Genomic DNA, 12,430 nt, shown 5'->3' with positions numbered 1-12,430 from the left:
CGGGGTGCCCGGTCAGACAGCCTGACCTGCGTGTCGACTCCTTCCCTCGCTGCTCTGCCCATCCGCCGACTGACGCTTCGCGATCTCACCGCCTGCGCCGACTTGTCCGAGAACCGGGGGTGGCCGCGCGAGGAACACAAGTGGGGTTTCCTCCTGACTGCCGGGAAGGGATACGGCATCGATGATCCCGTGGGCGGTCTCGTGGCCGCCTGCGTGGTCACGGAGTACGGTCCGTCGGAGCGCCCGGATCTCGGTGCCGTCGGCATGGTCCTGGTGGCCGAACGCCATGCTCGCCAGGGTGTCGGCCGCCGCTTGATGCGCCATGTCGTGGCCGCCATGGGAACCACTCCCCTCACCCTGCACGCGACACCGAACGGCCGCCCTCTGTACGAGGAACTGGGTTTCAAGGTGACGGGCCGGGCGGAGATGCTGGTGGGCCACTTCGTTCCAGGTGGAGCGGAGCCCGGCGTATCCACGCGTGCCGCCACCGCGGAGGATCTCCCCGCGATCCTGCGTCTCGACGAGGAGGTCTTCGGCGCGGACCGCACTCCCCTGATCACCCGGCTTCCCGCCTTCGCCGACCAGTTGCGGGTGGCCGAGGAGAACGGCCGCATCACCGGCTACACGGCGGCATGGCCCAACATGGACACCCATGTCATCGGCCCGCTGGTCGCCCAGGACACGGAAACGGCCAAGGCACTGATCGGCTCGCTGGCGGCGGGCACGGACCGTCCGCTGCGTACCGACATCGACGTGCGTCATGAGGAGCTGCTGGCCTGGGCGAAGGCGCGAGGACTTGTCTCCGTGGCCTTCAACGCCGTCATGACGTACGGGATCACCCATCTCCCGGGAGACTGGAGCCGCCGCTTCGCCCCCCTCACCGTGGCCGCGGGCTGAGTCCGCGCACGAACGCCGGCCCCGCCGCTTGCTGCGACGGGGCCGACGTCGTGTTCGTGGGCTCGCGGCTCAGGCGAGCGCCTGGACGGCCGTGACGGCGAAGCCGTGGTCCTGCTCCGGGGCACCACCGCCGACGCCGACCGCGCCGATCAGCCGGCCGTCCCGGCGGACGGGCACTCCGCCGGCGATGAACAGCAGCGGCCGGTCGAGGGCCGTGGGCAGCGTGTGGAAGAGCCCGCCCGGCTGCACCGTGTCGACCAGGTCGGCGGTGGGGGCGTTCATCTGGAGGGCCGTGTACGCCTTGCGGGTGCTGGTCTCGCCGGAGATCAGCACGGCCCGGTCGTCCCGGCGGAAGGCCAGCAGATGGCCGCCGGCGTCCAGGACGGTGACGCTGACGGCGACCCCGGCGTCCTCCGCCGCGCGGCGGGCCGTGGCGACGAGCAGTTCGGCGTCCTCGATGGACAGCGGGGCGACGACGGTGGTGCTCATGGAGGTTCGCTCCTCGGGTTTTCCTGAGAGGGGGGTGTTCGCCGTTCCGGGGTTGGTCCCCGGGACGGAGGTCTGTGAGGGGTGCGCGGTCAGGCGCTCGATGCTGCGACGGCTCAGTGGTGGACCGGCGTCTGCTGCCGAGTGGGGGTGGCAGAGGCGATCACGGTGCCGCGGGTGCCGTCGCGGCGCTCGAGTTCCGCCGACAGAAAGGCGAGGACCAGGGCGGCCGCCGCGAGGGCGGCACCGACCCAGTTGGGTGCCGTGTAGCCGAAGCCGGCGGCGATCACGATGCCGCCGAGCCAGGCGGACAGGGCGTTGCCGAGGTTGAAGGCGCCGATGTTCACGGCCGACGCGAGCGTCGGGGCGCCGTGCGCCTGGTCGAGCACGCGCTTCTGCAGCGGCGGTACGGTCGCGAAGCCCAGGGCACCGATCAGGGCGATGGTGACAGCCGCCGCGATCTTGCTGTGGGCGGTGAGTGTGAAGAGCGCCAGGACCAGGGCCAGAGCGCCCAGGGAGACGTACAGCATCGGCATCAGGGCACGGTCGGCGAACCGGCCGCCGACGAGGTTGCCGCCGACCATGCCCAGGCCGAACAGGACCAGCAGCCAGGTCACCGAGCCGTCGGCGAAGCCCGCGATGTGCGTCATCATCGGCGCGATGTAGGTGATGGCCGCGAAGACCCCGCCGAAGCCGAGGACGGTCATCGCCATGGCGAGCAGAACCTGAGTGTTCTTGAAGGCGGCCAGCTCGTGCTTCAGGTGCACTCCCTCGGGCCTCGGCATCTCGGGCACCAGCTTGGCGACGCCGGCGAGGCCGACGACCCCGAGGGCGGCCACGATCCCGAAGGTGACGCGCCAGCCGACGTGCTGGCCGATGAGCGTGCCCAGCGGGACGCCGACGACATTGGCGACGGTCAGGCCGGTGAACATCATGGCGATGGCGCCGGCCTTCTTGTGCGGTTCCACCAGTTCGGCCGCGACGACCGACCCGATACCGAAGAAGGCGCCGTGCGCGAGAGAGGCGATCACGCGTCCGATCAGCATGATCGCGAAAGCGGGGGCCGCCGCGGAGAGCAGGTTGCCGGCGATGAACAGTCCCATTAGCAGCATCAGCATGCGCTTGCGGGAGACCTTGGTGCCGAGCACGGTCATCAACGGGGCGCCGACGACCACGCCGAGCGCGTAGCCCGTCACCAGCAGGCCCGCCGTGGGGATGGAGACCCCGAAGTCGCCCGCGACCTGAGGCAGCAAGCCCATGATCACGAACTCGGTCGTTCCGATTCCGAAGGCCCCGATCGCGAGGGCCAGGAGCGCGAGAGGCATGAAGGGGTACACCTTCCCAGACGATTGCGTGTGCGCTTTTCGTGCGTTCACAATAATTGCAGACGCGGGCTATATGCAAGCGCTGGCAATTGCGGCACTGCTCTACCCTTGAGGCAGCCGCTCCGGGACGGAGGAGAACGCCAATGACAGCGACGGATCCCGCGCTCACCGCCCTCGCACAGGGCTGGTGTGCCCTGTCTGCGCTGCACGGGAGGATCGAGGCGCACATCGAGCGCGCCCTGCAGGCAAAGCACGACCTGAGCGTGCGTGAGTATTCGCTGCTGGATGTACTGAGCCGCCAGCACGACGGCGAGGGCGGGCATCTGCAGATGAAGCAGGTCGCCGACGCGGTCGTTCTCAGCCAGAGCGCCACCACCCGCCTGGTGACCCGGCTGGAGGACCGCGGTCTGCTGGAGCGCTATCTGTGCCCCACCGACCGGCGCGGCATCTACACCAATGTCACCGAGGCGGGTCTGCGGCTCCTCGAGGAGGCGCGGCCCACCAATGACGCCGCCCTGCGCGAGGCCCTGGACGAGGCCTCGCGGAATCCCGAACTGGCCCCTCTGGTACGGGTCGTGGAGTCGCTGAACGTACCGGCATAGGGTGCGCCCATGGGAGATCTTGAAATACGGCGTGCGACCGTCGACGACCTGCCGGCGATCGTCGCGATGCTCGCCGACGACCCGCTCGGCGCCCAACGCGAGTCACCCGACGACATGACTCCGTACCGGGCCGCGCTGGAGCGCCTGGAAGCCGATCCCAACCAGCATCTCGTCGTCGCCGTCCGCGAAGGCCGTGTGATCGGAACCCTTCAGCTCACGGTGATTCCGGGTCTCTCGCACCGGGGTGCCACCCGCGCCCTCATCGAGGCCGTGCGCATCCACGCCGACGAGCGGGGCGGCGGGCTGGGCGGGCAGCTGATCGAGTGGGCGATCGAGACCTCACGTCGGCTCGACTGCCGGATGGTGCAGCTGACGTCCGACAAGACCCGCACCGACGCCCACCGCTTCTATGAACGGCTTGGTTTCAGCGCCTCGCACGAAGGCTTCAAGCTGCGTCTTTGACGGGCACCGGCGAACCCGAAGGCGCAGGGGGTGTGTTTCACGTGAAACACACCCTCTGCGCCAGAAATGCCTAGCCGATCCCCCTCCAGCCCTGCGGGTCCACTCCACCGGGGACGGCTGCCTCAGGGTCGTACGGCTGCCGTGTGAAGACAAACGAGCCCAGGTCGAGGTGGCTCAGGGATCCGTCCTGGCGCCGTACCGGCCGCAGGAGCTCACCGGCGTAATACCCCTCCAGTCCCGTCCAGGTGCCGTCGCCGTTGGACCGGAAGCGGGCGCGCCGGCCGCTGCCGGTCAACGGGGCGAGGGCGAGAAGGCCGTCGGCGGTCACTCGAAGGCCGAAGGCGCTGGTGCCCCAATACCACTGTCCCGCCAGCTCCAGAACCGTCGGATCGATCTCGCGCAGGGGCCGCCAGGGTTCCGGGATCCGCGGTTCCGCCTCGGCCACGATCCGTACCAGGTCGGCGCCCAACGCGCCCAGCAGCGGTCCGCTGGTGCAGTTGGCGAGCACCACCGCGGCCACATCGTCCTCCACGCTGAGGGTGAGGTTCGCCAGGAAGCCCGGCAGCGAGCCGGAGTGCCCCACCAGGAGCCGGCCGTCACGCCGCTGGATCTGCAGGCCGAGGCCGTACGTGGCCCCGTCCAGTACGTCCGCCGTCTCGGCGGGTGCGGCGGGCGTGCGCATTTCCCGTACCGACTCCGCGCTCAGAACCCGGTCGTCACCCGCGGCGAGAAACGCGGCGAACAGCGCCAGATCGCCCGTGGTCGACCACAGCTGGCCGGCCGGGGCCATCCTGCCCAGGTCCTCCAGCGGCTCCGGCAGCATCGCGTCCGCCCACGGATGCACGGCCCAGCCACCGGCGTGCGGGGCCTGCGGCTGCGTGCTCGTACGGTGCAGGCCGAGCGGCTCGAGGATCTCGTTGCGCAGCACCTGTTCCCAGGGAGCGCCCCGCAGTTGCTCCACCAGAGCACCGAGCACGGTATATCCGGGGTTGGAGTAGTGGTGCCGCCGGCCGACAGGGTGCACAAGAGGCTGCTCGCCCAGCACATCACCCAGCTCCGGACGCAGGGTGCCCGGGGTCCGCTCCCACCACGGTGCGGGCGACTCCGCCACCAACCCCGCGGTGTGCGCGAGGAGTTGGGCGATGGTCGCCTCGGCGGCGCCGGTGCCGGGCAGATGTTTCTCCAGCGGGTCTCCCAGGTCCAGCAGGCCCTCGTCGCGCAGCCGCATCACCAGGACGGCGGTGAAGGTCTTGGTGATGGACCCGATGCGGTACTGCACGTTCTCGTCCGGCCCGTGCCCGTCCACCGAGGTCCGTGCCCCGTGCCAGACTGCTCTGCCGTCCCGGACCACGGAGGCGACCAACGAGGGCGCCCGGCCCTCGGCCTGGGCGACGGCGATCCGGTGCAGCAGGGCGCGGCGCGTCCCGGGGAGCAGGTCTTCCTGAGATGACGTCATGGGCCCAGTCCACCTGGTGCGACCGCGGACGTCGAGCCCATTTCCCCTGGCCTGAAGATGCTGTCTCGGCCGGGGCGGGGATCAGGTCTGGGCCATGTCCACGAACCGCGAGTAGTGGCCCTGGAAGGCGACCGTGATGGTGGCCGTGGGGCCGTTACGGTGCTTGGCCACGATCAGGTCGGCCTCGCCCGCGCGCGGGGACTCCTTCTCGTACGCGTCCTCGCGGTGCAGCAGGATGACCATGTCGGCGTCCTGCTCGATGGAGCCCGATTCACGCAGGTCCGAGACCATGGGCTTCTTGTCGGTGCGCTGCTCGGGGCCACGGTTGAGCTGGGAGAGCGCGATGACCGGGATCTCCAGCTCCTTGGCGAGCAGCTTGAGGTTACGCGACATGTCCGAGACCTCCTGCTGGCGGCTCTCGGCGCGCTTGGAGCCGCCGGACTGCATCAGCTGGAGGTAGTCGATGACGACCAGCTTCAGGTCGTTGCGCTGCTTCAGACGCCGGCACTTGGCGCGGATCTCCATCATCGACAGGTTGGGAGAGTCGTCGATGTAGAGCGGGGCTGCCGAGACGTCCGGCATGCGGCGGGCGAGCCGGGTCCAGTCCTCGTCGGTCATCGTGCCGGACCGCATGTGGTGCAGGGCGACCCGGGCCTCGGCGGACAGCAGACGCATCGCGATCTCGTTGCGGCCCATCTCGAGGGAGAAGATGACGCTCGGCAGGTTGTGCTTGATCGAGGCGGCCCGCGCGAAGTCCAGGGCGAGCGTCGACTTGCCCATGGCGGGCCGGGCGGCGATGACGATCATCTGACCGGGGTGCAGGCCGTTGGTCAGCGAGTCGAAGTCGGTGAAGCCGGTCGGCACACCGGTCATCTCCCCGCTGCGCGAGCCGATCGCCTCGATCTCGTCGAGGGCGCCCTCCATGATGTCGCCGAGCGGCAGATAGTCCTCGCTGGTGCGCTGCTCGGTGACGGCGTAGATCTCGGCCTGGGCGCGGTTGACGATCTCGTCCACGTCGCCGTCGGCCGCGTATCCCATCTGTGTGATGCGCGTACCGGCTTCGACCAGGCGGCGCAGGACCGCCCGCTCATGGACGATCTCCGCGTAGTACTCGGCGTTGGCCGCCGTCGGCACGGTCTGGACGAGGCTGTGCAGATACGCGGCGCCGCCGACCTTGTTGATCTCACCGCGCTTGGTGAGCTCGGCGGCGATGGTGATCGGGTCGGCCGGCTCGCCCTTGGCGTAGACGTCCAGGATCGCTTGGAAGATCGTCTCGTGCGCCGGCTTGTAGAAGTCGTGGCCCTTGAGGATCTCGACGACGTCGGCGATGGCGTCCTTGGACAGCAGCATGCCGCCCAGCACCGACTGCTCGGCGTCCAGGTCCTGCGGCGGCACCCGCTCGAAGGAGGAGCCGCCGCCGTCCCAGGAGCCGTTCTCCCGGCCCCGGTCGTGCTGTTCGTCACGACCCCGGCCGCCGTCACCGCGTCGACGGGAGGCCGGCAGGCGATCACTGGGTCCGGCATCGGCCCACGGATCGTCCAAGGGCTCGGAAATGCTCACCGAGCCACCTCCTCCCGTCCGCGCGGCGGACCTCGCCGTGTCCTCTTTTGTACGGCACGGCACTGACAACTGAGAGGCCCAACTCCGGTTCCGACGCGTCGGTTTTGTGTGGGTTCCAGGGCTCACGAAAGAGTGCCTTGGAAGGACGCTCTCCGGGCTGCGGGAAGGAGCGGGCGCCGGACAACGGTAGGCCCGTCGGCACCGTCAGCCAATCTGGTTATCCACAGGCCATGTGGACGACGGCCCGGATGCTGTGGAGAACTCGCCGAAACCTGTGCACGACCCGGTGGACAGCCCTGTGAACAAGACCTCGCCACCACCCACAACACGGCCTTGACCTGCGCCTTTACCGTCCACTGGCTGTGCAGAAGAAAAACTTCCCCAGTCGGGCCGAGATTGCTTCGAACGGTGCCCGAATCGACACGCCACGATCGAAAGAGTAAGGGGTGGTCGCCAGTTGCATCGCTTACCTGTGGACGATTAGATTAGTGCTCATGACACAGGCTCCCGCGATACCCGAGGCCACCCGACGGCGCCACGATCGAGAGATCGTGGCGCTGGCCGTCCCGGCCTTCGGCGCGCTCGTCGCGGAACCTCTCTTCGTCATGGCGGACAGTGCCATCGTCGGACATCTCGGGACCGCCCAGCTCGCCGGTCTCGGTGTCGCCTCGGCCCTGCTCACCACCGCGGTGAGCGTCTTCGTCTTCCTGGCCTACGCCACCACCGCGGCCGTGGCCCGGCGCGTCGGTGCCGGAGATCTGCAGGCCGCCATCCGCCAGGGCATGGACGGTATCTGGCTGGCGCTGCTCCTCGGCATCGCCGTCATCGCCGTCGTCCTCCCCTTGGCGCCGGGCATCGTGGATCTCTTCGGCGCCTCGGCGACCGCCGCGCCCCATGCCACGACGTATCTGCGCATCTCCTCGCTGGGCATCCCGGCAATGCTGATCGTCCTCGCCGCCACCGGAGTCCTCCGCGGGCTGCAGAACACCAGAACCCCGCTCCATGTCGCCGTCGCGGGCTTCGTCGCCAACGGCGCGCTCAACGCCGGACTCGTGTACGACGCGGGGCTCGGCATCGCCGGTTCGGCCTGGGGAACCGTCATCGCCCAGTGCGGCATGGCGGCCGCCTATCTCACCGTGGTCGTGCGCGGGGCCCGTCGACACGGCGCTTCCCTCCGCCCCGACACCGCCGGCATCAGGGCCTCGGCTCAGGCAGGCGTTCCACTCCTGGTCCGCACCCTGTCGCTGCGGGCAATCCTGATGATTGCCACGGCGGTCGCGGCGCATCTGGGAGATGCCGAGATGGCCGCCCACCAGATCACTTTGTCCCTGTGGAACCTGCTGGCCTTCGCTCTCGACGCCATTGCGATCGCAGGACAGGCCATCATCGGCCGCTACCTCGGAGCAGACGACGCCCGAGGGGCCCGTGAGGCCTGCCGCCGCATGGTCCAGTGGGGCGTCGCCACCGGCGCGGTCCTCGGCCTTCTCGTCGTGGCGGCCCGTCCACTCTTCCTGCCGCTGTTCACCAGTGACTCCGTGGTCAAGGACGCCGCCCTGCCCGCACTGCTGATGGTGGCCCTCTCGCAGCCGATCTGCGGGATCGTCTTCGTGTTGGACGGGGTCCTGATGGGCGCCGGCGACGGGCCGTACCTGGCCGGGGCCATGGTCGTCACCCTCGCCGTCTTCGCCCCGGCCGCCCTGCTCGTCCCCGCCCTCGGCGGAGGTCTCACGGCGCTGTGGGCCGCGATGACCCTCATGATGACCCTCCGCTTGCTGACGCTGTGGCTGCGCACGCGATCGGGGTGCTGGATCGTGACCGGCGCGACCCGGTGACCGTACCGGCGTAACGGACCCAGCCCGGTTTCACGTGAAACATCCCGCGCCTCGCGCAGTGTTTCCGACGCACAGCCACGCAAGCGGTGTCTCCGGCACACGGACATGCGAAAGGGGGCCGCCCCGCAAGGGACGGCCCCCTTCTCAGCCGTTCAAGCCGAGCGCAGCGTCAGGCCGCGACGACCTCGATGTTGACCTTGGCGGCAACCTCGGGGTGCAGACGCACGGACGTCTCGTGGGCGCCCAGCGTCTTGATCGGCGCGCCGAGCTCGATGCGGCGCTTGTCGACCTCGGGGCCACCGGAAGCCTTGATCGCGGACGCGATGTCGGCCGGGGTGACGGAACCGAAGAGACGGCCGGACTCGCCGGAGCGGACGGCCAGGCGGACCTTGACGCCCTCGAGCTGGGCCTTCACCTGGTTGGCCTGCTCGATGGTCTGGATCTCGTGGATCTTGCGGGCGCGGCGGATCTGCTCGACGTCCTTCTCGCCACCCTTGGTCCAGCGGATAGCGAACTTCCGCGGGATCAGGTAGTTGCGAGCGTAACCGTCCTTGACGTCGACGACGTCGCCCGCGGCACCGAGGCCGGTGACCTCGTGGGTGAGGATGATCTTCATGAGTTGGTCACCCTCCCTTAGCGCGCGGTGGACGTGTAGGGCAGCAGCGCCATCTCACGGCTGTTCTTCACGGCCGTGGCGACGTCACGCTGGTGCTGCGTGCAGTTGCCGGTCACGCGGCGGGCACGGATCTTGCCGCGGTCGGAAATGAACTTCCGCAGCATGTTCGTGTCCTTGTAGTCCACGTACGTGACCTTGTCCTTGCAGAAAGCGCAGACCTTCTTCTTCGGCTTGCGCACAGGCGGCTTCGCCATGGTGTTTCTCCTGTGTGATCAAGAAGTGTGGGTACGGCCCGTCCCTGGCCCGGGGACCTGGAAGTCCGAGGACCTAGAAGGGGGGCTCGTCCGAGTAGCCGCCACCGCCGCCGGAGCCTCCGCCCCAGCCGCCGCCCTGCTGACCGCCGGCGGGAGCGCCGGAGGCCCACGGGTCGTCGGCCGGAGCGCCGCCGCCCTGCTGACCGCCGCCGGGGCCCGCGCCCCAGCCGCCGCCACCCTGGCCGCCACCGCCGCCGTAACCGCCCTGGCCACCGCGAGCGCCACCGGCGGTCTTGGTGACCTTGGCCGTGGCGTTGCGCAGGCTGGGGCCGACTTCCTCGACGTCCAGCTCGTAGACCGTGCGCTTGACGCCCTCACGGTCCTCGTAGGACCGCTGCTTCAGCCGGCCCTGCACGATGACGCGCATGCCTCGCTGGAGCGACTCGGCGACGTTCTCCGCCGCCTGACGCCAGACCGAGCAGGTCAGGAACAGGCTCTCGCCGTCCTTCCACTCGTTCGTCTGGCGGTCGAAGGTGCGGGGGGTGGACGCGACACGGAACTTCGCGACCGCCGCACCGGACGGGGTGAAGCGCAGCTCGGGGTCGTCGACAAGATTGCCGATGACCGTGATGACGGTCTCGCCTGCCATGGGGGAACCTCTCGGCGGGTTTGCTGCTCTGGCTGCTTGCTTGCTACTCGAATCCCGAGATCAGCTGAGCGAAGCTCAGTGGGTCTCGGGGCGGAGGACCTTGGTCCGGAGGACCGACTCGTTCAGGTTCATCTGGCGGTCGAGCTCCTTGACGACCGCAGGCTCGGCCTGCAGGTCGATGACCGAGTAGATGCCCTCGGGCTTCTTCTTGATCTCGTAGGCGAGACGACGACGGCCCCAGGTGTCGACCTTCTCAACCTTGCCGCCGCCGTCACGGACGACGGACAGGAAGTTCTCGATCAGCGGGGAGACAGCGCGCTCCTCGAGATCGGGGTCGAGGATGACCATCACCTCGTAGTGACGCATGTGGAACCCACCTCCTTTGGACTCAGCGGCCACGGTCGTTCCGTGGCAGGAGGGTCGTGATGCGTACGCAACGGTATCGGCCGCCACTGACAATCGGGGGCCTGTGAGGGGACCCCGCAGTGTTACCTGGGCAGGCGTGGGCAGACACCGGTGCAGACGGTACAGACTACCCGCACACCCGCTTCCGGTTGAAATCCGGCCGTGAAGACCGTCACCCTGTACACGTCGGGTGTGTACGGCGCTACTATGCGCCGCCTTCCGCAGGAGGTGCCCATGGCACAGGCAATGCATCCCAACGTCGCCGGTTCCCTCTTCGCCACGGACGGCAAGCGCCGCCCGCTTCAGGACACCCTGATGGCGGTGACGTTCGTCCTCGGGTTCCTGTCCTTCATCACGTCCTTCTTCCACGGCCTCCACCTGCTGTCCTCGTGGACAGGGCTGGTGGGACTCGGCACCGGCATCTACGGGCAGTGGATCTCCGTGACCACCCGGGAGCGCTTCGTTCTGATCCTGGGTCTCGGCGCCGCGGGGGTCGGTTTCCTGATCAGCATGGCGCACGGGGGGCTGTTCGGCGGTCTCGTCAGCGGCTGACGGCCGTACGACGTCCGCCGGACGTCCTTTTTCACCGCACGGGCCGCCCCGGCCGCGCATCTGGCCGGGGTGAAGGCCCGTACGCCCAGTCGGGGCGCTCGCGGGGCGCAGTAGGCTTCGGCGCGAGAGCCGGAGCCCCTGACCCATGGGGACACACCAGCCCGAGGAGCGCCCCGACATGAGCCTGACCCTGAGGACCATCAGCCGCGAGCAACATCTGGCCTACATCCAGAGCCTGCCGTCGGCGAGTCACATGCAGGTCCCGGCCTGGGCCGATGTGAAGGCGGAGTGGCGCTCGGAGAACCTCGGCTGGTTCGACGACCGCACCGGCGAGCTGGTCGGCGCCGGCCTGGTCCTCTACCGGCAGCTGCCCAAGATCAAGCGCTATCTCGCCTATCTGCCGGAAGGCCCGGTCATCAACTGGTTCGCGCCGAACCTGGACGACTGGATCCAGCCGATGCTGGCGCACCTGAAGCAGCAGGGCGCCTTCTCGGTGAAGATGGGCCCGCCGGTGATCATCCGGCGCTGGAACGCCGACACGATCAAGAGGGGCATCCAGGACCAGGACGTCAAGCGCCTGCGCGACCTGGAGGCCGACTTCATCGAGCCGCGTGCCTTCGAGGTGGCCGACAAGCTGCGCCGTATGGGCTGGCAGCAGGGCGAGGACGGCGGCGCCGGCTTCGGCGACGTACAGCCGCGGTACGTCTTCCAGGTGCCGCTGGCCAACCGCTCCCTGGAAGAGGTCCACAAGAACTTCAACCAGCTGTGGCGGCGCAACATCAAGAAGGCCGAGAAGGCCGGCGTCGAGGTCGTCCAGGGCGGATACCAGGACCTGCCCGAGTGGCAGCGCCTGTACGAGATCACCGCGGTGCGCGACCACTTCCGGCCCCGCCCGCTGTCGTACTTCCAGCGCATGTGGACGGCCCTCAACACCGAGGACCCCAACCGGATGCGGCTGTACTTCGCCCGTCACAACGGCGTGAACCTGTCCGCGGCCACGATGCTGATCGTCGGGGGGCACGTCTGGTACTCCTACGGCGCCTCGGACAACATCGGCCGCGAGGTGCGGCCCTCGAACGCGATGCAGTGGCGGATGCTGCGCGACGCCTACGCGCTCGGCGCCACCGTCTACGACCTGCGCGGCATCTCCGACTCCCTGGACGAGACGGACCACCTGTTCGGTCTGATCCAGTTCAAGGTCGGCACCGGCGGTCAGGCGGCCGAGTACCTCGGCGAGTGGGACTTCCCGCTGAACAAGCTGCTCCACAAGGCGCTCGACATCTACATGTCGCGCCGCTGACCCGCGGGCGTTTGGTTCCATAGGGTCACAGCTT

Annotated in this window: 14 protein-coding genes; 6 read left to right on the top strand and 8 right to left on the bottom strand. The window is 69.0% G+C overall.

The annotated features are described in order from the left end of the window. Positions 1 to 30 precede the first annotated feature (30 nt). Positions 31 to 897, top strand: a complete 867-nt coding sequence (locus ACGFZN_RS10045) for a GNAT family N-acetyltransferase (RefSeq protein ID WP_393857977.1) — start codon at positions 31 to 33, stop codon at positions 895 to 897. Between the two features lie 69 nt (positions 898 to 966). Here the strand turns inward: ACGFZN_RS10045 and ACGFZN_RS10040 are convergent, their stop codons facing one another. Together ACGFZN_RS10040 and ACGFZN_RS10035 are read right to left on the bottom strand one after the other, a co-directional pair. Then, on the bottom strand, positions 967 to 1,386 hold the full coding sequence (locus ACGFZN_RS10040; protein WP_393857976.1) for a heme-binding protein: 420 nt from the start codon (positions 1,384 to 1,386) through the stop codon (positions 967 to 969). Between the two features lie 113 nt (positions 1,387 to 1,499). Then, on the bottom strand, positions 1,500 to 2,708 hold the full coding sequence (locus ACGFZN_RS10035) for an MFS transporter (protein ID WP_393857975.1): 1,209 nt from the start codon (positions 2,706 to 2,708) through the stop codon (positions 1,500 to 1,502). A gap of 143 nt (positions 2,709 to 2,851) precedes the next feature. Between ACGFZN_RS10035 and ACGFZN_RS10030 the strand changes: the two genes are divergently transcribed. Both ACGFZN_RS10030 and ACGFZN_RS10025 read left to right on the top strand, forming a co-directional pair. Further along, entirely contained in the window at positions 2,852 to 3,310 is a 459-nt protein-coding gene (locus ACGFZN_RS10030; protein ID WP_153540248.1) for a MarR family winged helix-turn-helix transcriptional regulator, read from the top strand. Positions 3,311 to 3,319: 9 nt separating this feature from the next. Then, positions 3,320 to 3,772, top strand: coding sequence for a GNAT family N-acetyltransferase (locus tag ACGFZN_RS10025; protein ID WP_393857974.1), 453 nt, complete (start codon positions 3,320 to 3,322; stop codon positions 3,770 to 3,772). 70 nt (positions 3,773 to 3,842) lie between these two features. On the opposite strand, the gene ACGFZN_RS10020 is transcribed toward ACGFZN_RS10025, so the two are convergent. Both ACGFZN_RS10020 and dnaB read right to left on the bottom strand, forming a co-directional pair. Continuing rightward, positions 3,843 to 5,228: a serine hydrolase domain-containing protein gene (locus ACGFZN_RS10020; RefSeq protein ID WP_393857973.1), complete on the bottom strand. Its 1,386-nt coding sequence runs from the start codon at positions 5,226 to 5,228 to the stop codon at positions 3,843 to 3,845. A gap of 81 nt (positions 5,229 to 5,309) precedes the next feature. Further along, entirely contained in the window at positions 5,310 to 6,788 is a 1,479-nt protein-coding gene (gene dnaB, locus ACGFZN_RS10015; RefSeq protein WP_330338927.1) for a replicative DNA helicase, read from the bottom strand. 494 nt (positions 6,789 to 7,282) lie between these two features. Here dnaB and ACGFZN_RS10010 point away from each other — a divergent pair, with 494 nt between their 5' ends. Beyond that, positions 7,283 to 8,620, top strand: coding sequence for an MATE family efflux transporter (locus ACGFZN_RS10010; RefSeq protein WP_393857972.1), 1,338 nt, complete (start codon positions 7,283 to 7,285; stop codon positions 8,618 to 8,620). A 169-nt stretch (positions 8,621 to 8,789) separates the two neighbouring features. Here the strand turns inward: ACGFZN_RS10010 and rplI are convergent, their stop codons facing one another. The 4 genes from rplI to rpsF form a co-directional block, all read right to left on the bottom strand. After that, complete coding sequence (rplI, locus tag ACGFZN_RS10005; protein ID WP_330338925.1) at positions 8,790 to 9,236, bottom strand: 50S ribosomal protein L9; 447 nt, start codon at positions 9,234 to 9,236, stop codon at positions 8,790 to 8,792. A 17-nt stretch (positions 9,237 to 9,253) separates the two neighbouring features. Next, on the bottom strand, positions 9,254 to 9,490 hold the full coding sequence (rpsR, locus tag ACGFZN_RS10000; RefSeq protein ID WP_003949403.1) for a 30S ribosomal protein S18: 237 nt from the start codon (positions 9,488 to 9,490) through the stop codon (positions 9,254 to 9,256). 73 nt (positions 9,491 to 9,563) lie between these two features. Beyond that, complete coding sequence (locus ACGFZN_RS09995) at positions 9,564 to 10,139, bottom strand: single-stranded DNA-binding protein (protein ID WP_393857971.1); 576 nt, start codon at positions 10,137 to 10,139, stop codon at positions 9,564 to 9,566. Between the two features lie 75 nt (positions 10,140 to 10,214). Then, positions 10,215 to 10,505 carry a 30S ribosomal protein S6 gene (rpsF, locus tag ACGFZN_RS09990; protein ID WP_014673750.1) on the bottom strand — a complete coding sequence of 97 codons (291 nt, stop codon included), beginning with the start codon at positions 10,503 to 10,505 and terminating at the stop codon, positions 10,215 to 10,217. A 273-nt stretch (positions 10,506 to 10,778) separates the two neighbouring features. On the opposite strand from rpsF, the gene ACGFZN_RS09985 reads away from it, so the two are divergent. Both ACGFZN_RS09985 and femX read left to right on the top strand, forming a co-directional pair. Then, positions 10,779 to 11,096 (top strand): hypothetical protein, encoded by a 318-nt coding sequence (locus tag ACGFZN_RS09985; RefSeq protein WP_393857970.1) that lies wholly within the window; start codon positions 10,779 to 10,781, stop codon positions 11,094 to 11,096. Positions 11,097 to 11,274: 178 nt separating this feature from the next. Continuing rightward, entirely contained in the window at positions 11,275 to 12,396 is a 1,122-nt protein-coding gene (femX, locus tag ACGFZN_RS09980; RefSeq protein ID WP_330338922.1) for a peptidoglycan bridge formation glycyltransferase FemX, read from the top strand. Positions 12,397 to 12,430: the final 34 nt, after the last annotated feature.

This window comes from Streptomyces sp. NPDC048192, assembly GCF_043202415.1.
Taxonomy (GTDB): Bacteria; Actinomycetota; Actinomycetes; order Streptomycetales; family Streptomycetaceae; genus Streptomyces.
Note: the sequence above shows the minus strand (reverse complement) of the source record. Positions and strands in the feature narration are given on the sequence as shown.